This window comes from Hymenobacter daeguensis (assembly GCF_054780555.1).
On record NZ_BAAGWC010000026.1, the window covers coordinates 14,207 to 35,769 of the forward strand.

At 65.8% G+C, this 21,563-nt stretch carries 16 protein-coding genes; 6 read left to right on the plus strand and 10 right to left on the minus strand.

All coding sequences use genetic code 11. The features are described 5' to 3' along the window. Positions 1–17 precede the first annotated feature (17 nt). Together ACYVHT_RS19470 and ACYVHT_RS19475 are read left to right on the plus strand one after the other, a co-directional pair. Positions 18–1,529: a CapA family protein gene (locus ACYVHT_RS19470; RefSeq protein ID WP_460556046.1), complete on the plus strand. Its 1,512-nt coding sequence runs from the start codon at positions 18–20 to the stop codon at positions 1,527–1,529. A gap of 25 nt (positions 1,530–1,554) precedes the next feature. Beyond that, on the plus strand, positions 1,555–4,092 hold the full coding sequence (locus tag ACYVHT_RS19475; protein WP_460555965.1) for a DUF3160 domain-containing protein: 2,538 nt from the start codon (positions 1,555–1,557) through the stop codon (positions 4,090–4,092). A 138-nt stretch (positions 4,093–4,230) separates the two neighbouring features. Here ACYVHT_RS19475 and ACYVHT_RS19480 read toward each other — a convergent pair whose 3' ends face one another. From ACYVHT_RS19480 to ACYVHT_RS19500, 5 genes are all read right to left on the minus strand, one after another. Then, entirely contained in the window at positions 4,231–7,956 is a 3,726-nt protein-coding gene (locus ACYVHT_RS19480) for an IPT/TIG domain-containing protein (protein ID WP_460555968.1), read from the minus strand. 253 nt (positions 7,957–8,209) lie between these two features. Next, positions 8,210–9,322, minus strand: a complete 1,113-nt coding sequence (gene lpxB / locus ACYVHT_RS19485; protein ID WP_460555971.1) for a lipid-A-disaccharide synthase — start codon at positions 9,320–9,322, stop codon at positions 8,210–8,212. A 111-nt stretch (positions 9,323–9,433) separates the two neighbouring features. After that, entirely contained in the window at positions 9,434–9,850 is a 417-nt protein-coding gene (locus ACYVHT_RS19490) for a 6-pyruvoyl trahydropterin synthase family protein (protein ID WP_460555974.1), read from the minus strand. Positions 9,851–9,929: 79 nt separating this feature from the next. Further along, complete coding sequence (locus tag ACYVHT_RS19495) at positions 9,930–10,946, minus strand: FecCD family ABC transporter permease (protein WP_460555977.1); 1,017 nt, start codon at positions 10,944–10,946, stop codon at positions 9,930–9,932. Positions 10,947–11,000: 54 nt separating this feature from the next. Then, positions 11,001–11,888, minus strand: coding sequence for an ABC transporter substrate-binding protein (locus ACYVHT_RS19500; RefSeq protein WP_460555980.1), 888 nt, complete (start codon positions 11,886–11,888; stop codon positions 11,001–11,003). A gap of 80 nt (positions 11,889–11,968) precedes the next feature. Here ACYVHT_RS19500 and rfaD point away from each other — a divergent pair, with 80 nt between their 5' ends. Both rfaD and ACYVHT_RS19510 read left to right on the plus strand, forming a co-directional pair. After that, positions 11,969–12,937 (plus strand): ADP-glyceromanno-heptose 6-epimerase, encoded by a 969-nt coding sequence (gene rfaD / locus ACYVHT_RS19505; protein WP_460555983.1) that lies wholly within the window; start codon positions 11,969–11,971, stop codon positions 12,935–12,937. Positions 12,938–13,096: 159 nt separating this feature from the next. Further along, the gene (locus ACYVHT_RS19510) at positions 13,097–14,473 is read left to right on the plus strand and encodes an FAD/NAD(P)-binding protein (protein ID WP_460555986.1); all 1,377 of its coding nucleotides are present in this window, start codon (positions 13,097–13,099) and stop codon (positions 14,471–14,473) included. Between the two features lie 50 nt (positions 14,474–14,523). Here ACYVHT_RS19510 and ACYVHT_RS19515 read toward each other — a convergent pair whose 3' ends face one another. From ACYVHT_RS19515 to ACYVHT_RS19530, 4 genes are all read right to left on the minus strand, one after another. Then, a complete protein-coding gene (locus tag ACYVHT_RS19515) occupies positions 14,524–14,805 on the minus strand; it encodes a hypothetical protein (protein ID WP_460555989.1) in 282 nt (93 codons plus the stop codon). 168 nt (positions 14,806–14,973) lie between these two features. After that, positions 14,974–15,981: an MDR/zinc-dependent alcohol dehydrogenase-like family protein gene (locus ACYVHT_RS19520; protein WP_460555992.1), complete on the minus strand. Its 1,008-nt coding sequence runs from the start codon at positions 15,979–15,981 to the stop codon at positions 14,974–14,976. Positions 15,982–16,013: 32 nt separating this feature from the next. Beyond that, positions 16,014–16,910, minus strand: a complete 897-nt coding sequence (locus tag ACYVHT_RS19525; protein WP_460555995.1) for a rhomboid family intramembrane serine protease — start codon at positions 16,908–16,910, stop codon at positions 16,014–16,016. Positions 16,911–17,062: 152 nt separating this feature from the next. Then, positions 17,063–17,938, minus strand: coding sequence for a hypothetical protein (locus tag ACYVHT_RS19530; RefSeq protein ID WP_460555998.1), 876 nt, complete (start codon positions 17,936–17,938; stop codon positions 17,063–17,065). 229 nt (positions 17,939–18,167) lie between these two features. On the opposite strand from ACYVHT_RS19530, the gene ACYVHT_RS19535 reads away from it, so the two are divergent. Next, positions 18,168–18,479 carry a hypothetical protein gene (locus ACYVHT_RS19535; protein WP_460556001.1) on the plus strand — a complete coding sequence of 104 codons (312 nt, stop codon included), beginning with the start codon at positions 18,168–18,170 and terminating at the stop codon, positions 18,477–18,479. 86 nt (positions 18,480–18,565) lie between these two features. Here the strand turns inward: ACYVHT_RS19535 and ACYVHT_RS19540 are convergent, their stop codons facing one another. Then, positions 18,566–19,291, minus strand: coding sequence for a GAF domain-containing protein (locus ACYVHT_RS19540; protein WP_460556004.1), 726 nt, complete (start codon positions 19,289–19,291; stop codon positions 18,566–18,568). A 298-nt stretch (positions 19,292–19,589) separates the two neighbouring features. Between ACYVHT_RS19540 and ACYVHT_RS19545 the strand changes: the two genes are divergently transcribed. Then, entirely contained in the window at positions 19,590–21,416 is a 1,827-nt protein-coding gene (locus ACYVHT_RS19545) for a glycoside hydrolase family 10 protein (protein WP_460556007.1), read from the plus strand. The last annotated feature ends 147 nt before the right edge of the window (positions 21,417–21,563 follow it).

A 21,563-nucleotide genomic window follows, 5' to 3' on the forward strand; every position in this document is an offset into this window, starting at 1 on the left:
TCGTTTGGTTGCGGAGAATGCTTCTGGTGGGTGCGGGGGCAATGCTGGCGGCCTGCCAGCCGGCGCCCCGGCCCCTGCTGCGGGTAAGCATGGTGGGCGACGTATTGCTGGCCCGGGGCGTGCCCGCCGCGCTGGCTCGCGACAGCACCGCGCTGGCCCGCTACGCCCGCCGCTGGTGGGGCAGCAGCCGCTACGTGCTGGGCAACCTGGAGTGCCCGCTGACGACCCGGCAGCAGCCGGCCGCCAAACGCTTTGTATTTCAGGCCGCTCCGCGCTGGGCCGGGTGGCTGCGCCGGCTGGGGCTCACGCACGTTTCGCTGGCCAACAACCACACCTTCGACCAGCGCCTGCCAGGCCTGCGCGATACCTACCAAGCAGTGCAGGCGGCGCGGCTGGGAGCCCTGGGCTACCAGGCTGACTCGGCGGCGGGCTGTCGGCCCACCCTGCTGGGCCCGGATAGCAGCGTGGCCGTAGTGGCGTATTCGGCGTTTGGGGTGGGCGGCGCGGGCGCGGGCTGCGTGTGCGGCCGCAGCTTCGCGCAGCTGTGCCAGCGACTGGCTGCCTACAAAACCCTGTTTCCGAAGCGGGCCGTGCTGGCCTACCTGCACTGGGGCACCGAATACACCGGGCAGCCCACGGAGCAGCAGCGCCAACAGGCACGGGCCCTCATCGACTGCGGCGCGGCGGCCGTGGTGGGCACCCATCCGCACGTCGTGCAAACGGTGGAATACTACCGGGGCCGGCCCATTCTCTACAGCCTTGGCAACTTCGTATTCGACCAGCGCGGAGCCGCTACCGACCTCGCCCTACAAGCCGATTTCGACCTGCGCGACGGGCGCGTGGCGGCCACTTACCTGCGGCCGCTACAGCTGGTGCGGGCCGTGCCCCGGCCAGCCGATGCCCGCGCCCAGGCGGCGCTGGCGGCCCGCATCCGGCGCTACTCACCTGACGTTCAGCTCATACCGGCTGATACTGAAAAAGGCTGGCTGCTTCAACCCAACGGCCCGGCTGCTCCCGATGCTTTGCCGGGCTTCTTTGTGCGCCAGACCCGCGTGGTGGGCCCGGCCGGCGCAGCCACGGCTCGGCTGCGCTACCTGCCCCACGCCCGCCAAACCCAGGTATGGGTGCCCACGGCCAACGGCGGCTTCTCGACGGTGGACTTTCGGTTTCCGATTTACGCCTTCGGGGCGGGCGACGTGGACAACGACGGGCAGGCAGATTTGCTCATCGGTCCTACCAAGCCCACCCGCTTCGACAGCGCCATGCACCGGCGGCTTTTCGTGTACTCGCTCGATTCGGCGGGCCGCCTGCAACCGCGCTGGCGCGGCTCCCGGCTGACCTACCGGCTGCTGTATTTCCGGACGGTGGCGGCAGCGGACGGCCGGACGTATGTTCGCACCCTTGAGCAGGCGCCCGATGGGCACTACTGCATCGGGCGCTACCATTGGCAGGGCTTTGGACTGACGCTGGAGGGGTTCACTTCCCGCCAACGGACGCTGGACGCTGCTTACGGGGACTTTGTTTTATGACCTGCTTTCTTCCTTCATATTCCGCATGAACCGCAAATTGCTACTGCCGCTCATTGCCGCCGGGCTGGTGCTGGCCCTGGGCACGGCCTACTTTTTCTGGCAACGCCGCGCCGCGTCGCCGCCCCCGGCCGAAGCCCTCGCCGACCGGGTAGCGGCCTACCCCGGCACCGTGCTGCGCGACAACGGCTTTGGCGAGCAGGTGCCGGTGCAATCGACCCCGGACAAAACCGCCCTGGCCAGGGTGTATGCCCGGCCCTACATCAAGGAATATTTCGAGAAGCCGGAGGACTACGATGTTGAGCTGCCCAAGCGGCAGCCGCTGCCGGCCTTCGACTACAACCAGGAGCTGGCCGGCAAGCCCTACCTCGACCTGGTGCTGCTGCGCAATACGCTGTATGCCCGCAACGGCTACTGCTTCATGAATGCCACGCTGCGGCGCTATTTCGACAAAACCAACTGGTACAAGCCGGTGTGGAGCCAGGAAGCAGATTCGGTGGGGAATGCGCTGCCCGAGGAAATTATTCCGGTGCCCCTCAACCAGCAGGAACTGGCGTTTGAGCAGAAGGTGCTGGCCCTCGAAACCAAGCTGCTGGCCGGCCGCGTGGCCCCGCAGGGCGGCTACCCCATGATTAACCCGGACTTCGTGACCAACCAGCGGGAGTTTCAGCTGCCGGCGGCGCTGCGGACGGTGCTGGCCCGCAACAACTTCGCCATCGTGCCCACCAAGGAAGAGCAGCTGTTTTACCTCTACGACAAGGGCGAATACAGCTTCACGCCGGCCTTCGTCACCACCGACCTGTTTCTGCAGCTGCTGCATAAGTACCTGAACAGCATACTCGAAGACGTAGAAGAAAAGCGCCTGATGCCCGTGGTGGCCAGGCTCTTGAGCCAGGGCAATGCCCAGGCCCGCACCCTGGCCCAGCAGAGCCAGCAGCCCACCGCCCGCGCCGCCGCCGAGTGGGCCGCCGCCTACTACGCCGTGGGCCAAAGCCTGCTGACCGGCCGCGTGGGCCAGGTGCCGGCCGCCTACGCCGCCGAGGCCCGGGAAGAAATAATGCGCGCCAACGCGGCGGCCGACAAGGGCTCGGTGCTGCTGCAGGACTCGCTGTTTGAGTACCAGGCCCTGAAGCCCCGCGGCATTTACACCCGCAACGATACCACCAGGCGTTATTTCCGCACGGTGAAATGGCTGAACACGGCGCCGGTTTTTCTCGATACCGATGCCGGCCTGCTGCGGGCCGTGGCCCTGGCCAAAGCACTGGCCGCCAGCCCCGCCGCCGCGCAGGGCTTCCGGAATTTCACCCAGGTGCTCGACGTGCTGGCCGGCGACGAGGACAACCGCTCGCTCACCAACCTGCTCCGGCTGCTGGCCAGCCCCGCCTACGCCGGCAAAACCCTTGACGAACTGGCCGACCCCGCCGTGCTGGCCCGCCTGCGCCCGGCGCTGGTAGCCGCCGGCACCGACCGCATTCGGGCCAAAGGCACCCGCAAGCTGGCCCAAATAGCCCTCGACCGCCCCAAGCTGCTGTTCACCGCCGGCCGCTACACGTTTGATGGCGAAATTCTTTCCCGCCTCATTGAGGTGACCGACCCGGCCCCCAAGCGCCCGTTTCCGAAGGGGCTGGACGTGTTTGCCACCTTCGGCAACCGCACCGCGCAGGACGTGTTGCTGAACCACTACCGCGAAGCCAGCCACTGGCCGGCCTACCCCGACACCTTGCGTCGCCTGCAAAAGCAGTTTGCCGGCACCACTGCCTGGGACCGCAACCTCTACACCAAAACCCTGCACACGCTGCTGAGCCTCAGCCAGCCGGCTCCGAAGGAAGCCGGCACGCCCCTCTTTGCCGGCACGCCGGCCTGGCAGCAGCGCAACCTGAGCACGGCCCTCGGCGGCTGGGCCGAGCTGAAGCACGACCTGCTGCTGTATGCCGAGCAGCCGCAGGCCGCCGAGATGGGCGGTGGCGGCGGCGGCGGCCCGCCCGAGCCCATCATCCTGGCGTACGTCGAGCCCAACCTGCCCTTCTGGGATGCGGCGCTGGACCTGCTGGCTTTCCAGGACAAAGCCCTCACCCGCCTCCAGGCCAATACGCCGCACCTGAGCGGCCTGAACAAAGAGCTGCGCGAAAAGCTCGAAACCGTGCGCAAAATTGCCCAGCAGGAGCTGCGTCATGAGCAAGTGAGCAAAGCCGACATGGTTGAGATGGCGCAAATCGGCGGCTGGGCCGAGTTCCTGACTTTCAGCATTCTCAAAACCGACCGGCTGTCTGAGCGCGAGCGGCACCTGGGCGTGGTGGCCGACGTGTATGCCCACAACGCCGACGTGCTGGAAGAAGCCGTGGGCGCCGTAGATGCCTTGTACACGGTGGTCGAAATCAACGGCACGACGGTGGTGGCCGTGGGCCCGGTGTTCAGCTACTACGAGTTCCAAAGCCCCAGCCGCCTCACCGACGAGGAGTGGCAGGCCAGGCTGGCCACCTCCCCACCGGCCCGGCCCACCTGGCTGCGCGCGCTCATCGTGCCCGTGCCCGAGCTCAACACCAAAGAGCGCGAGCCGCTGTACTAGCCCAACGCCTGGCCTGGCTTCGGAGCCCATGCCGCTTCCTTGCCATGCACCCGGCTCAGCCTCAGACACATAAAAAAGGCCCGCCAATTGGCGGGCCTTTTTTTTACACTGCCGGGAAGCTCCCGGCCATTTTCAACCTTATTCCACCACCACGCGCTGGATGCTCGGCGTGCGGCCGTCCATCTGCACGGTGAGGAGGTAGGTGCCGCTGGCCAGGCTGGCCATGCTCAGGTCGGTGGTGCTGCCGCTGAAGGTGCGGGTAGCCACCGTCTGGCCCAGCACGTTGCGCAGCGTGGCGCTGGCCTTGGTGGCCGGGGCGGCCAGGGCTACGTGCAGCGTGCCTTTGCCGGCCACCGGGTTGGGCCACACGCTGAACTCGCTCTTGCTGGCATTGGCCGTAGCCGTGGGAGTCGTCACGGTGAACGTAGTGCCCGTGCTGGCCCCGCTGGGCGTGGTTACCACTACCGGGCCCGTGGTGGCACCGGCCGGCACCGTGAAGGTGATGGTGGTGCCGTTCACCACGGTGAAGCCGGTGATGGCCACGCCATTCAGCGTTACCGACGTAGCGCCCGTGAGGTTAGTCCCCGTGATGGTTACCACGGTGCCCACGGCGCCGCTGGTCGGGTTTACGCTCGCAACGGTGGGCGCGCAGGCAGCCGTCAGCACAAACGTGCCGGCAGCGCCCTGGTAGCCCGATACATAGATGCGGTAAACGGTGCCCAGCACCGAGCTGAAGGTTACGGACGAGGCATACTGACGGGCCGCGCAGGTCACGTCGTCGTTGGCCGTCACGCAGGTATAAACGCCGCAGGCGCCCGAATACACAAACAGCTTGGTATCGAACGTGGTGCCGCTGTTGCAGGTAGAGAGCGTGATGCTGGCCCCCGTGCCAACCAGCGTATAGAATACGCCGGCCCCGTCAACGGCAATGCCGTTGCAGCTGGCGGTGGGGTCTCCGAAAGACGTAGCCCCCACCAGGGTGCCGGTTACCGAGCTGCCGCAGTTTATGGCAATGGCATCGGCGCACAGGTCATTGGCCACGGTGGGCACGGTGAAGTTGGTGGTCGAAATGCCGGGGCCGCCCAAGCCGGTTACCGTGATGGGGCCGGTGCTGGCGCCGGCGGGCACCGTCACCGTAATCTGGGTGTTGGAGTTTACAATGAACGTAGGAGCATTGGTGCCGTTGAACGCCACGGCGGTTGCGCCGGTGAAGTAGTTGCCCGTGATTACCACTACCGTGCCCACGTTGCCATATACCGGCGTGAAGGACGTAATAACCGGAGCCGGAATCACCGTGAACACCCCGGTCGAAACGCCCGAGCCGGTGGGCGTGGTCACGCCAATCACGCCCGTGGTAGCACCCGCCGGCACGGTCACCGTAATCTGCGTGGCCGAGTTTACGATGTAATTGGGGGCGCTGGTGCCGTTGAAGGTCACCTGCGAAGCCAGCGTGAAGTTGGTGCCGGTGATGACCACCACCGAGCCCGCCGGGCCGGTAGTGGGCGTAAAGCTCGTGATGACGGGCGGCGCACCCACCACAAACGCCGTGGCCGAAGTAGCCGTACCCGTTGGGGTGGTGATGGTGATGGTGCCGGTAGTGGTACCGGCGGCCACCGTGGCCGTCATCTGCGTGGCCGATACCACCGTGAAGCTGGCCGCCGCGGTGCCGTTGAAGGCCACCGCCGTGGTGCCCGTAAAGTTCGAGCCCAGAATGGTGACCACCGTGCCCACCGGCCCGCCGCCCGGCGTGAAGCTGGTGATGGTGGGCCCAACGGCGGCCGGGGTGATGGTGAAGTTGGTATTCGAGATGTCGAAGAAGTAGTTGTCGGCCGCTTCTACCATGATGCGGGCCTGGCTCTGGGTGGCCGTGGGGCTGGGAGCCACCACTATGGCCGAGCCGTTGTTGGGCACGTTGGTAGCCAGCGTGGTGGGATAGGTCAGGCCGCCATCGAGGCTGAGGCGGATGTTGACCAGGGCGCAGCTCACCGGAGCCGCCGTGGTGTTGGCCACGTCCCAGGTCACCGTTTGGGCGGCACCGCCTACCCAGGTTACGGCCGTGTTGGGGGCCTGCACCACAAACGGTCCCGCCGTGCTGGTGGTGTTCAGCGTCACCGTGGCGCTGTAGTCAACCCCGCCAATCACGCCAACCGTGCCGCTGTGCTCGTCGCGCACCGTGCAACGCAGGTTCAGCGCACGGGTTACCGTGGGCAGACGCTCGCCAAGCACCGTCGTGTTGTTCACCAGGTCGGTAATGCGCGGGAAATAGCGCGTCCCGGTGGTGAGGGGCACAAACGAGCGGAACAGCGGCACGTTCGAGTTGGCCACCTGGGCATCGTTCGGGGCCTGCTGCGGGCCGAGGTCCAGCTCTTCCCACATGTAGGTCAGGGCATCGTTCTCGGCATCGGTGGCGGTAGCCGTCAGCTTGAATGGCGTGCTGATGGGCAGGGTTTTGCCGCTGGCCGGCGCCGTCACCACCGGCGACGTGTTGCCGGTAGCCGAAGCCGTGCTGCAAGTGGTGCCATCAATGAAGGCCCGCATTTCCTGGTAGTTGCCCGTGTGGAACGTGGCATCCGAGTGGGGCTGCAGGTCGTTGGCGGTGCCGCAGATGCCGGCGTACGCCATAATGGTCGTGCCCGAGCCGGGCTCCCACGCCGTGGTGGCGTTGCGGTTGCCGCCGGCGCAGCTGCCGCCGTTGCCGTTGAAGGGGTGGTTGCCGCCAAACTGGTGGCCCATTTCGTGCGCTACGTAGTCGATGTCGAAAGCATCGCCCACCGGCGAGTTGGTCCCGGTTTCGCCCTGGGCTTTGCGGGTGCCGCACACCACGCCCAGGCCGGCCAGCCCGCCGCCAGCCGTGCTGAATACGTGGCCGATGTCGTAGTTGGCCGTGCCAATGAGGGCGTTGATGTTGCTCTGGTTCTGCGTCAGCAGGGCGCTGGAGTTCGAGTTGGTGTAAGCCGTCGGCGGCTGCGGGCCGGTGCCGCTGAGAAAGTCCAGCAGGTTGTTGTTGGCTACCAGCACCAGGCGCACGGCCAGCTCCTTTTCATACACGCCCACCACACGGTTGACGGAGGTTACCTTGGCAGCCGTGACCGCCGTGGCAGTGTTGCCGTGAAACACGGCGTACTCGGGCGTATTGGCCAGGGCCAGCCGATAAGTACGCAGCTGCGCGCCCGTGGCCAGGGCTCTGCCCCCATTGGCCTGGGCGGCAAGGCGGGCCTGTGCGGCCACCTTGTCGGCCGGGGTCAGCTGAAAGTCGCAGCTCGGAGCCGAGCCGGCTGCCGCCGCTGCCCGGTTCATGTCGGTTTTATAAAAAGCCAGGTAGTGCCGGGTATCGGTCCGGGTCACCGGGTCGATGTAAAAGCTCTGGCCATTGCCCGTGAGCACCTGGGCGTGGAAGCCCTGGGGCGTAAGGTCGAGGCGCACCGAGGCGGCTGCGTCGTCGAGGCCAATGCCGGCGTAGGTTTTGATGTCGGGGAAGCGGGCGGCCAGCTCGGGGGCCATCACCGGGGCTTCGCGCAGGGCAAAGCGGCCGGTGCTGCCGTTGGGCAGCGGCAGGGCCAGCACCAGCGGCGCGGCACCGACCCGGGTTTCGGGCGGAGCGGTGGCCAGGGCCGTGCGCAGGCCGTTTACATCAAGCGTGAGCGGCTGCGCATGAAACAGCGCCGCCGATAGCGGCGAAACCGCCGCCGCGCCGCGCGCTTCCGCATCTGCCTGAAAAAACGGCGCGGACGCCTGCTGAGCCCTGGCCCCGAGCGTCAGGCCCAGCGCCAGCAGCAGCGTGCCGACCCGACCCCGGCCGGTACCGACCATGTTGGATGCTGCTAACCGGAGGGTGGCGGGCCAGCGCGAGTATCGTTGTGTCATTAAAAAGAGGGAGTTGAAGTGAAGCTGTAAATTTAAGAAAAAACCCTGCCTGCCAGCTATCGCATCGCCGAACTCCCTGCCTTTATCGACTAGTGCCCCGCTCCTTACCGCGCTACCACACAGGAGGTAATATATTGAAAAGAATAAATATAAAAAAGCCCCGGTGCTGCGCACCGGGGCTCTGGCCAACTGTATTCGTGGAGCAGCTTCTGGTTTTGGCAGCAGCCGAAAGGAGGCCTGGCCGGCCCTGCTTTTAGCTGGTACGCAGGTAGTTTACCATCAGCTCAGCCGTCTTTTTAGCGGCTTGCTGCTGGCCCAGCTTCTGGCGCAGCTCGGCGTAGCCGGCTTCGATGCGGGCCATGTAGTCGGCGTCGGTGAGCAGGGTGCGCAGCTCGTCGAGTAGGTTGCGGGCGTTGAACTCGCCCTGAATCAGCTCTTTCACTACTTCGCGGCCCACCACTAGGTTCACCAGCGAGATGTAGGGCACCTTGATGACCATCTTGCCGATGGCGTAGGTGATGGCGCTGGTGCGGTAGCACACAATCTGGGGCACGCCGAACAGGGCCGTTTCGAGGGTGGCCGTGCCGCTGGTCACCAGGGCCGCCTTGGCGTGGCTCAGCAGGTCGAAGGTCTGGTCGAAGACGAACCGGATGTTATTGCGGTGGAAGTGCTTGTAGTAGTTAGGGTCGAGGTTATTGACGCCGGCCACTACGAACTGGTACTCCTGAAAGCCGGGCAGAATGGCAATCATCTCGTGCAGCATCTCCTCGATTTCCTGCTTGCGCGAGCCCGGCAGCACGGCAATGATGGGCTTGGTGCGGTCGAGGCGGTTGCGCTCGAAAAAGTCGGGCGTGGGCTGAAACTCGGCCACCGCGTCGGCGGTGGGGTTGCCGGCGTAATCCACGGCGTAGCCGAATTTCTGGTAGAACTCCTCCTCAAAGGGCAGAATCACGAACATCTTGTCGACGTAAGCTTTCACCTGCTCGACGCGGCTCTGGTTCCAGGCCCAGATTTTGGGCGATATGTAGTAGAACACCTTGATGCCGTGCTCCTTGGCAAACCGGGCCATGCGCAGGTTGAAGCCGGCATAATCGACCAGAATCAGCACGTCGGGCTTATAGGTCAGGATATCGGCCTGGCACTGCTTCAGGTAGCCCCGAAACTTGAGCACGCTGGTGGCCGCCTCCAGAAAGCCCATGATGGCCAAATCCTGGTAGTGGCGCACCAGCTCGCCGCCCTCGGCCTGCATCATGTCGCCGCCCCAGTAGCGAAACTGCGCGTCGGCGTCCTGCTGGCGCAGCTCACGCATGAGGTGGGAAGCATGAAAGTCGCCCGACCGTTCGCCGGCAATGAGGTAGTATTTCATAGTTGAATGAGGAATGAGGAATGAAGAATGAGGAATGAAGAATGAGGCTGGAGAAAACTGCTAGTGCAATTCTTCATTCCTCATTCCTCATTCTTCATTAAGCCGCAGGCGTTAGCCGCCGTAATATTCCACGAAATTGCGTGGGGTTTCGTAGAGCTTGACGCAGTGGAGCCGGGCACTGGTGATGGCGGGCAGCTCGCGCTCGATGATTTGCCAGAAGGCGATGGCCAGGTTTTCGGTGCTGGCCATCTGGCCGGCCATGAAGGGCACGTCGAGGTTGAGGTTCTTGTGGTCGACCTGGTCGGTGATGTGCGTGCGCAGCAGGTCGGAAAGCGCCTTCAAATCGACCACGAAGCCGGTTTCGGGGTCGGGCTCGCCCTTCACCGTCACGATGAGGTCGTAGTTGTGGCCGTGCCAGTTGGTATTGGCACAGGGGCCGAACACTTCGCGGTTGCGCTCCTCGCTCCACTTGGGGTTGTAGAGCTTGTGGGCGGCGTTGAAATGTTCCTGGCGGCTGATGTATATCATTCGGGGGGACTTGGGTACTTAGGGGCTTGGGGCCTTGGTTTTTAGCGATGACCAGCCCACGCGCTGCGCAGCCAGGCCCCTAAGCGCCCAAGTCGCCAAGTCCCTTTCTTCGCAGCAAATATACGAAGAAGGGTACCCCGAACAGGGCCGTGACCAGGCCCACCGGCAGCCCGGCCGGCGGGTAGAGCAGGCGGGCCAGCAGGTCGCAGGCCAGCAGAAAGCTGCCGCCCAGCACCGCGCACACCACCACGTTGAGCCAGCCCGTGGTGCCCAGCAGCCCCCGCGTGAGGTGCGGCACCAGCAGGCCCACAAAGCCCACCGGCCCGCACAGCGCCACCACGCCGCCCGTGAGGCCGGCGGCCAGTAGCACCAGCAGCCAACGCAGCCGCGCCACCGGCAGGCCCAGGGCAGCGGCCCGCTCCTCGCCCAGCAGCAGCAGGTTGAGGTCTTTTTGCAAAAAAGCCAGCACGAACAGGCTGACGGCCAGCGCCACCGCCGGGTACGGCAGCACGTCCCACCCCGCCCGCTCGAAGCTGCCGAAGGCCCAGAACACCACGCTGCGCAGGCTGCCTTCGGGCGAGGCCAGGAAGGTGAGCAGGCTGCCCACGGCCGCCGCCAGTGCCCCCACCGCCACGCCCGCCAGCAGCAGCGGCGCCGGCAGAATCCGGCCGCGCCGGGTGCCCAGCGCCACCACCAGCAGCGTGGCCGCGAAAGCCCCTGCCAGCGCCGCCACCGGCGGCAGGTACACGCCCATGACCGTGAGCGAGGGCACCAACACATAAGAAGCAATAGCGCCCAGCGATGCCCCCGAGGCCGTGCCCAGCAGGTAAGGGTCGGCCAGCGGGTTGGTGACGAGGGTTTGGAGCAGGTAGCCGCTCACGGCCAGGCTGGCGCCGGCCAGCAGCGCCAGCAGCAGGCGCGGCAGGCGCAATTGCACCAGCACCAGCTGGGCCGGGTCGGCGGGGTTGTAGTTCCGGAAAGCGTTCAGGATGAAGCCATACGATGTGGCGTAGCTGCCCACGCGCAGGCCAACCACCACCAGCGCCAGCATGAGCAGCAGGCCCAGCGTCAACCAAAAAACAGGACGGCTCTTCAATGAAGAATAAGAAATGGGGAATGAGGAATTAGTGGAGCGTGCATTCTTCATTCCTCATTTCTCATTCTTCATTAATAGCCCTTTCAACTCGCGCACCGATTCGAGCACGCGCGGGCCGGGCCGCTCCATGAGGTTGCCGGTGATGGCAAAGACGCGGTGGTTTTTATACGCATTGATGCGCTTCAGCTCCGGGTAATTCTTGAAAAACGTGCTGTCCAGCTTCTCGAAGCTGCCGCCGAGCAGTACGTCGGGGTTCAGCTTGAGTACGTACTCGCGGGTGAGGGCCGGGTAGGGCTGCGGGAAGGTTTCGGTGATGGCGTTCTGGCCGCCGGCGAGGCGGATTTCGTCGGTAAACAGCGTGTTCTGGCCGTAGCTGTAGATGGGGTCGAGCCAGGTGATGGCCAGCACTTTGGTTGCCGGACTGGCCGCAGTGCCTGGCGGAACCAGTACCTGCAGCTCGCGCCGCAGCGAATCCGTGAGGTGCTTGGCTTGTGCCTCGCGGCCCAGTATTCGGCCCACTTCGTCGATGCCCTTAAACACGTCTTCCACCGTACGGTAGCGCTGGTAATACACCGGAATGCCCAGCTGCTGCAGGCGCTGGGCATCATCGACGGAGGTGATGCCTTCGACGGTGAACACCACGTCGGGCTTGAGCAGGGCCAGCTTTTCGAGGTCGAGCGGGTAGCTGTTCACCACGGGCTTGCGGAATACGCCAGCGGGAAAATTGTCGGGCGGCGTGCGGGCGATGATGGTGGCCGTATCGGCCACGGCAAACAGGATTTCGGTCATGCTGGGGGCCAGGGCCAGCACGCGGCGCGGGTGCACGGGCAGGCGCACGGTGCGGCCGAGGCCGTCGCGCACCGGCGTGGTGGCTTTTTGCTCAGAGCTTGGTTGGCAACCCAGCAGCAGGGCCAGGGGTAAAAGCAGCAATCGAAAACGCATGGCGCAAAGGTAGAGCCGGCGCGTACCGCAAACGGGCCGGCGCGCCGGTTTACCTTTGCCGCATCCCAACCCCGCTTCCCATGATAGTAGTCACCGGCGCGGCCGGCTTCATTGCCAGCTGCCTTGTTTCCCGCCTCAACGCCGCCAATTTCAACGACATTGTGGCCGTCGATAATTTCTCCATCGAGAAAAAGCTGCCCAACATCGAAGGCAAGAAGCTGCGCGAGTACGTGGACCGCGAAACGTTTTTCGACTGGCTCGATGCCAACCACGAGCAGGTTGAGTTCATCTTTCACCTAGGCGCGCGCACCGATACCACGGAGATGGACCCGGCCGTGTTCGATGTGCTCAACCTCAACTATTCCAAGCGGATGTGGCAGGCCTGCGTGCGCTACAACCTGCCGCTGGTGTACGCTTCCTCGGCCGCTACCTATGGCGACGGCACCCTGGGCTACACCGACCAGGACGAGGCCCTGTTCCCGCTCTACCGCCCGCTGAACCCCTACGGCGACTCGAAAAACGACTTCGACAACTGGGCCTTGCAACAGGAAGAAAAGCCGTATTTCTGGGCCGGGCTGAAGTTCTTCAACGTGTACGGGCCCAACGAGTACCACAAGGGCCGCATGGCCTCGGTCATCCTGCACGCCTTCCACCAGATTCAGCAGTCGGGCTCGATGATGCTGTTCAAATCGCACAACCCGAACTACACCGACGGCGGCCAGATGCGCGATTTCGTGTACGTGAAGGACGTGGTGGAAGTGTGCTTCTTCCTGCTGAACCACCGCACGCATTCCGGCATCTACAATCTGGGCAGCGGCACGGCCCGCACCTTCCTCGACCTGGCCCTGAACACCTTCAACGCGCTGGGCCGCACGGCCGATATCCAGTTCAGGGACACGCCGGAGGACATTCGCGACAAGTACCAGTACTTCACCGAGGCCGACATGAGCAAGCTCAAAAGCATCGGCTACGACCAGCCGTTTACGCGTCTCGAAGACGGCATTCAGGACTACGTGCAGAACTACCTGGTGCCGGGCCGGTACATGTAAACCTCTTGAACGTTGTGCCGAGCGGAGTCGAAGCATCTCTACTGCAGCCGTAACCACAACCGTTTCAACGATTGAGTCAGCACCACACGCGAGATGCCTCGTCTGCGCTCGGCACGACGTTCTTTTGACGTTTAATCAAATTCCATTACCCGCTCGCCTGTGCCTCCACCCTTACGTCCCGTTATTACCGTTGTGGGCGGCGGCTTTGCGGGCACGGCGCTGGTGCTGCAGCTGCGGCGGCAGCCAGCCCTGGCGCAGGCCGCAATCCATCTCATCGAGCCCCGCGAAACGCCCGGCCCCGGCCTGGCCTATACCGCCCGCCGGCCCGAATACCTGCTCAACGTGCGCCCTGGCAACCTGAGCCTCTACCCCACCGAGCCCGGCCACTTTGCCGAATGGCTGCGCCACCAGCCCGAAAGCGCGGCCGGCGTGCCGGAATTTGCCTCCCGCGCAGCCTATGGCCGGTATCTGCAGGAAGCGCTGGCGGCGGAGCTGGCGAGCGGGGCCGTGCACTGGCACCAGACCACGGCCACAGCCGCGCCGCTCCTGCCCGATGGCGGCCGCGCCGTGCAGCTGGCCGACGGGCAGGAAATCCGGAGTGATTACGTGGTGCTGGCGCTGGGCAACTTCCCGCCCCCGCCGCCCACCGGGCCCGACACGCGCTACCTGCAGCACCCCGGCTACCACGCCGACCCCTGGGCCACCGGCAACCTGCGCCGCATCGGTCCCGACGAATCGGTGCTGCTCATCGGCTCGGGGCTGACGGCGGTGGACGTGCTGCTGGCCCTGCGCCAGGACGGCCACCGCGCCCCCGTGGACGTGGTGGCCCGGCACGGCCGCTGGCCGGCGGCCCACAGCGCCACAGCGGAGCAATACCCCAACTTCTACCCGGAGCTGGCCCACGAAACCACGGTTTTGGGGGTGGTGTCGAGGGTGAAGCAGCACCTGCGGCGGGCGGCGGCCCAGGGCATTGGCTGGCGGGCGGTGCTGGATGCTTTGCGGCCGGACTTGGGCCGCATCTGGGCGGCATGGCCGCTGGCCGAGCAGCGGCGGTTTCTGCACCGGCTGGCGGGCTTGTGGTCGGTGGCCCGGCACCGCAGCCCGCCCCGGAATGCGGAGGCCGTGGCGGCCCTCACGGCGGCCGGGCTGGTGCGGCTGCACATCGGCACGGTGCGCGAAATCGTGCCCGATGGCCCGCAGCTGCGGGTGCGCGTGCGCCCCCACGACACGGCCAACTGCTGGCACACCGCCGACCACGTCATCAGCTGCGCGGGGCCGCTGCTGGACTATGCCCGCATTGCCGCTCCGCTGGTCGTCGGCCTGCGCGCTGCCGGCCACCTCACCCCCGACCCGCTGCACCTGGGCATGCTCACCGATGCCAATGGGGCACTGCTGGCTGCCGATGGGCAGGTTTCGCCGGGCTTGTTCACGCTCGGCCCCAGCCGCCGGCCGGCTTATTTCGAATCGACGGCCGTGCCGGAGCTGCGGCAGCAGGCTGCGGCGCTGGCGGCGCACCTGGCGGAGAAGCTGTTGTAAAAAGAAAGCCCCGAATTGATATTCGAGGCTATTGTTTGAATCGTCCGGAATTATGCGGCCATGCGCTCCTGGCTGGGATACAGTGGCAGCACCGGAGCAGTCTCGCTGAAAAAAGACGAAGCAGCGGGAGTAGCGACCGGCGCGGCGGCAGCCATATCGTGGTCGTGGCGGCGCAGGGCGCGCATCAGCAGGTAGCGGTATTTCTCGGCATCGGCCAGCGCCTGCTCCACGGCTTGTACCGCATCGGCGTAGGCCACAACGGGCTGCAATTCGCGGCGCGGGCGGCGGGCTTCGAAAACATGGTTGGCAAGGTATTCGGCGGCGGATTTCATAAGGCGAAAAGGCTGGTTTTAATGCGGCTATCAGCGCATCTTAATAACCTTGAAAAGCCGCTTTTCATTCCATAAAACCAGCATTTTGCCCGTTGTTCAGGCCCTGAAAAAGGCGGTAAAAACGCCGGGCTTTTACCGCCTTTTGGCGAGGCCTTGCCCTGGCTATTCTCAACCGATTTTCAGCACCACTTTGCCGAACTGCGCGCCGGCTTCGAGGCGGCGCAGGGCGGCTTCGCCCTCGGCCAGGGGGAAAACTTCATCCACCACCGGCACAAGCTGCTGCTCATTCACCAGCGCCAGCATATCGGCAAAATCCTGCGGTGAGCCCATGGTGGAGCCCAGGATGCTGAGCTGCTTCCAGAATACTTTGGCGGGCGGCAGGTCGGGGATATTGCCCAGCGTGCCGCCGTAGAATACGATGCGGCCACCCGGCGCGGCGGCATCGAGCAGCGCCCCGAAAGCCGCCCCGGCCGCGCTGTCGATAACGACATCGAACGGCCCGCCGGCCTGCTGCGTGAGGGTTTTCACCCAGCCGTCGGCGCTGTAGCTGATGCCGCCTTTGGCCCCCAGGCTTTGGGCGCGCGCAATTTTCTCGTCGGAACTGGAGGTCACCCAGACTTCGGCCCCGCGGGCAGCGCAGAGCTGCACGGCGGTGAGGGCCACGCCGCCGCCCACGCCGGTTACCAGCACCCGCTCGCCGGCCTGCACCTGGGCGCGGGCGAAGGCGGCGCGGTAGGCCGTGAGGCCCGCCAGCGGCAAGGCCGCGCCCTGCTCGAAGCGGAGGTGGGCCGGCAGCGGGAAGATGTATTGGGCCGGCAGGCTGATGTATTCGGCAAATGTGCCGGGGTCGGGCATGCCGAGCACCACGAAATCGCGGGCCTGAACGCGGGGGTTGTCGCCCCAGCGCAGGCCGGGGTAGATGAGCACCCGCGCGCCCACGGCCGGGGCAGTCGTGGGCACACCGGGACCGTGCGCGGCTACTTCGCCGGCGCCATCGGCCCCGAGGGTGCAGGGCAGCCGGATGCCGGCGTACTTGCCTTCCTGAATGAAGACGTCGCGGTGGTTGAGGGCGGCGGCGTGGAGCCTGACCAGGATTTCGCCGGGGCCGGGCGTGGGGGTGGGCACCTCCCGCAGCACGGCGGGCTGGTGAATGGCATCGAGCTGAAGGGCTTGCATGGGGCGGGCGGGAAGTGGTCAGTAGTTATCCGCTATACTGAACGGTCAGGCGCATTGTTTGTGGCAGCTAATTCGCCGCCTTTCAGCCCAATGAGCGCCAGCGGACCGGCCAGCAGCAGGCCGGTGGCCAGCCCGCCAAGATGGGCCGCATTGTCGATGTTGCCGTTGATGCCGGAAATCAGATTGCTCAGCACCAGATACAGCACCAGGCCCAGCATGGCCCGGCGGTCCGACTTGTCAAGCACCAGCTTTTTGCCCACCAGCAGCACCAGCAGCAGGCCGTAGAGGCCGAAAATGGCCCCGCTCGCGCCCACGGAGTTGATGCCACCGGTGTGCCACCACAGGCTGGCCAGGCTGCCGCCGATGCCGCTGGCCAGGTACACCATCGCCAGGCGCAGCGGCCCCACCCGGTCTTCCACCAGCAGGCCCAGCAGCCAGAGCGAGAACATGTTCAGCAGCAAGTGCGACAGGCCGGCGTGCACAAACAGGCAGGTAACGAGCCGCCAGGGCTGGCCGTGCAGCGTGAGGTCGGAGAGGTTGGAGCCCCAGTGGGTGAGGTCGCGGCCGGTGGGGTCGGAAGCCGAGACGCCGCTGAGCACCATCAGCCCGAAGACGAGCAGGCAGGTATCAATCAGCAGCGGGGTGGTGAGGAAGCGGCGCGAAGGAATGAACAGGCCCCGCGCCAGCTGCCCGAACAGCTGGCCCCAGGTTTCGGCCGTTTCGGGCGGGGGCGGCGGGGCCGGGCGGGCGGGCTCGGGCAGCAGCTCGCGGCGGCGCAGCTCGGCCACGGCGGCGGCGCTCACGGCGGGGCCGTAGCGGGCGGCATTCTGGGCCAGGTACAGCAGCTCGGCTTCGGGCTTCTGGGCGAAAAGCCGGGCGGCGAGGGCGGCCGTGGAGCCGGGGGCGGGGTCGGGCGTAGGAGCTTCCATTGCGGGCTGGCGCGGCAAGGAGTGCGCCAGCTTGCCCAACCGGCCAATTTGCCAGATGTTAATGTGGTTTCGGAACAGTTGCGCCGTAGCGCGGACTTTTAGTCCGCGTCCCCACCAGAGATTCAACGCGCGGACTAAAAGTCCGCGCTACATTACATGTGCAGCGTGACGGCCTTCGCCTTGTAGGGCCGCCCGGTGACGGGCGACACCGGCAGCAGGTCGTGCATCCAGTACTGCACGTCCTCGCCGCGCGCGGTGGCCTCTTTATCAGAGGCAAAGCGGCGGTTGGGCAGCAGGTCGGGGTACATTTCCAGCAGGTGCTGCTGGCTGCTGGCCACGTCCAGCATCAATTCGAGCTGCCGCTGCATGGCGGGGCCGAACTTGTATTTGTAAACGGCAGCCTTGTTCCAGGCGCTCCAAGTGGTGCGGGCCACCAGGGTCTGGTCGGCAAACACGGGGCCGGCCTTGCCCTCCCGGGCCTGGTTGAGCAGGTACTCGGTCTGGGTTTCGGCGGCCCAGAAGCGCCGGGCCAGCTCGCGGTACTGCCGCAGGGGCTGGCCGGCGGCTTTGGCAGCGGCGCGCTCGGCGGCCGGCACCCGCCGGAGCTGCTGCTCCACGAGGCCGTCCACGTCGTAGTTCGGGATGGCGGAGGTGGCCACTTCGGTGAGCTGTGGCGGGCCTTTGCGGGCCGCCACGGGCGGGGCTTCGGCAGCGGGTGCGGGCGCAGCCGGGCTGTTTTTCTGCTGCACATAGTAGAAGCCGCCTAGGCTCAGGGCCAGCACCACGGCCACGCCCAGCACCACCGGGCCGGTTTTCAGGCCGGGCGCGGGCGCGGCCTCGGGGGCGGGCTGGTAGGCCGGGGCCGGCGCAGGGGCCACGATGGGCGGACTCGGCAACACGCCCCGGCGGCGCAGCTCGCGGCGGGCCTCGGCTACCAGTTCTGGCTGGTAGTAGCCGGGATTATCCAGAAAAAACTGCAGCTCGGCATCGGTTTTCTGGTGGTAGAAATCGGTGAGGGAGTCGGACACGATGGGGGAAAAAGCGTCAGCAGCCAGGCCGGCCGCCAGGATTAAACAAATGGGAAAGGCGAACGCCGCCCCAAGATGGCACACGGCGCGCAATCTGGCCGTGCCCAACCACCGCGCCGGCGGGCCGTACAGCAGAAAGCGGCCGCTGCGGCGGCTTCTGATTCTTCCTTTTCATTCATTTCGGCCCGGCCTCCGCCAGGGGCAGGCCGAAGCTTACCTCCCCAACCCCATGCCTACGCCCGAGCAAAACCCCACCGACCCCCGCCCCGACTACGCCGGCACCGACGCCTCGACGCCCGACCAGGAATCGGAAAACGAGGCCACCGTGAACGCCACGCCCGACACAGCCCCCGACGAGCAGGCCAGCACCGGCACCACCATTCCCAGCAGCACCCAGCAGAACATGGGCGACGGCGCCGGCATCCGGGGCGACTACGGCGATGCCAGCCAGACCAACGGCCTCGAAGGCGGCCCCGATAAAACCGCCCGCCCCGACACCCCCGACCAGCCGATGACGGATACCGAGCTCACCGGCTCGTGATTTGCGCGGCAGGCGCCGCCCCCCACCAAACGAAAAAAGGCCCGCAAACCAGTGTTGCGGGCCTTTTTCAATGCTAAAAACCAGCCTCAGCCGGCATTCGGATTCCGGAGCCGAATCTGCTCGATGAGGACTTCGATGACGCGAATCATCTCATCGTGGGTTGATTTCTGGTAGGATTTTACGGCTTCGCTGTCGTATTCATCTTCCCAGCTGGCCAGGGAGGAGAGGGTTTCCAGCCGGGTTATCGAGCTTTCGATGCGCTGGTACACTGCCGTCCACAGCTCCTGGTTCCACAGGGGCTGCTGCACCAGGTGCAGGCGCAGGTCGAGCAGGCTCATCACCACTTTGCCCAGGCGCTCCAGCAAGTCGCCCTCTTCTTGCTTGAAGCGCCGGGCCTTGTGGTCAATCACGCAGAGCACCCCAATGGCGTGGCCTTCGGCGGTGCGCAGGGTGGTGCCGGCATAAAAGCCCAGGTTGAGCCGCAGCACGAGGGCCGAGTCGATGAGGTCGCAGGGCTGGTTGTGCAGGTCTTCGTACACGCTGATGCCTTCATCCAGCATGGCCACCGAACACAGGGTCTGCCAGCGGTCCACGCGGTCCATGGTGGGGTCGAGGCCGTGGTTGAGCCCGAAGCGCACTTCTTCGGCCTCCACAAAGGCAATGATGCCGATGGGAACGTTGAACAGCTTGGCCGCCAGGCGAACGAGCTCCGTAAAGGTTTCGTCCTGCATGGTATTGAAGAGCTGGTACGGGCGCAGGGCCTGCAGGCGCAGCTCTTCGTTGAGGGGAATTAAAGTAGCGGAATCAGTCATGGGACGTTGCAGGCCACCGTGCTTCACTGTGATTGCAGGGTATCGAAGCGGCCCTTTTTTTGTAAAATTACTCACTTTGCCCTGCATCCGACGAATAATCAGGCAGAAATGGCCTTCTTCTGTCCGGCTTCGTGCGTGGCTGGCTCAGGGGCGGAAAATGGCCGCGTCCGGGCCCGGCACCGCGCTATCATGCCCCCGGAAACCGGCCCCAAAAACGCCGCACGGCGGCGGCGGCGGCGGCATGGCCGGCCGGCCCGCCGTAATTTGCGGCAATTATCGGTGCTGTTCCTTTTCCTTGATGCTTCGTTCTCTTGCCGCTGGCCGGCTTTTGTTGTTGCTGTTGCTGCTGAGCGGCAGCGGCTGGCTAAATCCCACCCGGGCCCAGACCACGCCCGACGCGGCCGAGGCCGCAGATGCCCCGCCGCCCAAGCGCGAGCTGCGCGCCATGTGGATTGCCACCGTCGAAAACATCGACTGGCCCAACCAGCGCGGCGAAGCGCCCGACCAGTACCGCCGCGAGTACCGCCGCCTGCTCGATGCCGGCCAGCGCGCCGGCCTCAACGCCGTGTTCGTGCAAATCCGGCCCGCGTCGGATGCGTTTTATAAGTCGGACCTGGAGCCCTGGAGCAAGTGGCTGACCGGCACCCAGGGCAAAGCCCCCGCCGACGGCCAGGACCCCCTGCCCTTCCTCATCACGGAGGCGCACCGGCGCGGCATGGAGTTTCACGCCTGGTTCAACCCCTACCGCGCCACCATGGACTCGGTGACGCGGCGGCTGGCGGCCAACCACCCCTACCGCCAGCATCCGCAGTGGTTTTTGCGCTACGGCGGGCAGCTGCTCTACAACCCCGGCCTGCCGGAGGTGCGCGAGCACATCACCCGCGTTATCCTGGACGTGGTGCGGCGCTACGACATCGACGCGGTGCACTTCGACGACTATTTCTACCCCTACCCCGACCCGGGCAAGGTCATTCACGACGAGGCCGCCTTCCGCGACTTCAACCCCGACAGCATTCCGAAGCTGGCCGACTGGCGGCGGCGCAACGTGGACATTCTCATTCATGACCTGCACGACAGCATTCAGGCCACCAAGCGCTGGGTGAAGTTCGGCATCTCGCCGTTTGGGGTGTGGATGAACAAGTCGAAGGACTTTCCGCAGGGCTCCGACACGCGGGCCGGGCAGCCCTCCTACTCCAACCTGTATGCCGACACGCGCGGCTGGCTGGAGAAGGGCTGGATTGACTACATCGTGCCGCAGCTGTACTGGAGCAGCAATTTCCGCCTCTGCCCCTACCCCGTGCTGGTGAAGTGGTGGGCCGAGAACAAGTTCGACCGCCACCTCTACATCGGCCACGGCACCTACCGGATGCTGGAAAGCACCCGCTCCGACACCACCTGGCGCAACCCGCGCGAGCTGCCCCGCCAGATTCGCACCAACCGCAGCTACGAGGGCGAAGTGAACGGCAGCGTGTTTTTCTCGGCCAAATCGGTGCTGCGCAACCCCCTGCACACCACCGATTCGCTCACCCAGGACCTGTTCCGCTACCCCGCCCTGGTGCCCGCCATGCCCTGGCTCGACAGCACCCCGCCCCTGCCCGTGGCCAACCTCCTGCTGCGCCGCACCGACAATACGGTGACCCTGAGCTGGCAAAGCGGCCCGCCCGCCGCCGACGGCGACGCGGCCACCTACTACGTGCTCTACCGCTTCGCCCCCAACGAGCGCAGCTCGCCCAACGACCCGCGCCGCATCCTGGCCCTGCCCCGCCCCGCCCCCGGCTACCCCGCTACCTACGTGGACACCACCGCCGTGCCCGGCCAGGCCTACGCCTACTACGTGACGGCCGTGGACCGCCTGCACAACGAAGGCCGGCCGATGCGCGTCATCAGCACCGGCCAGGCCGGGCCCGAAATTGCCCAGGGCCAGCTGCCCGGCGGCACCAAACCAGTGGCGGCGGCCCCCGCCATCTCCCCACCTGCCCCCGCCACCGCCAAGCCCGACCCGCGCTTCACCCTGCCCAGCGGCGGCGAGAGCCCCGACAAGGCCGCGCCGCTCATCAAAGTGAAGGTGAAAGAGAAGCCGGCGAAGAAGAAGGGCTTCTTCGGGCGACTGTTTGGGGGGCGGTAGCGGACGACTGCCGAAAACCGTCTCCACGTGTTGCGGTGCCCTTCGCCACACCTCCCACGGGCACCGCAACGCGTGGCGGGGCTATTCGCCACACCTCCCACGGGCATCGCAACGCGTGGCGGGGCTATTACCAAGTGTGCCCACCCG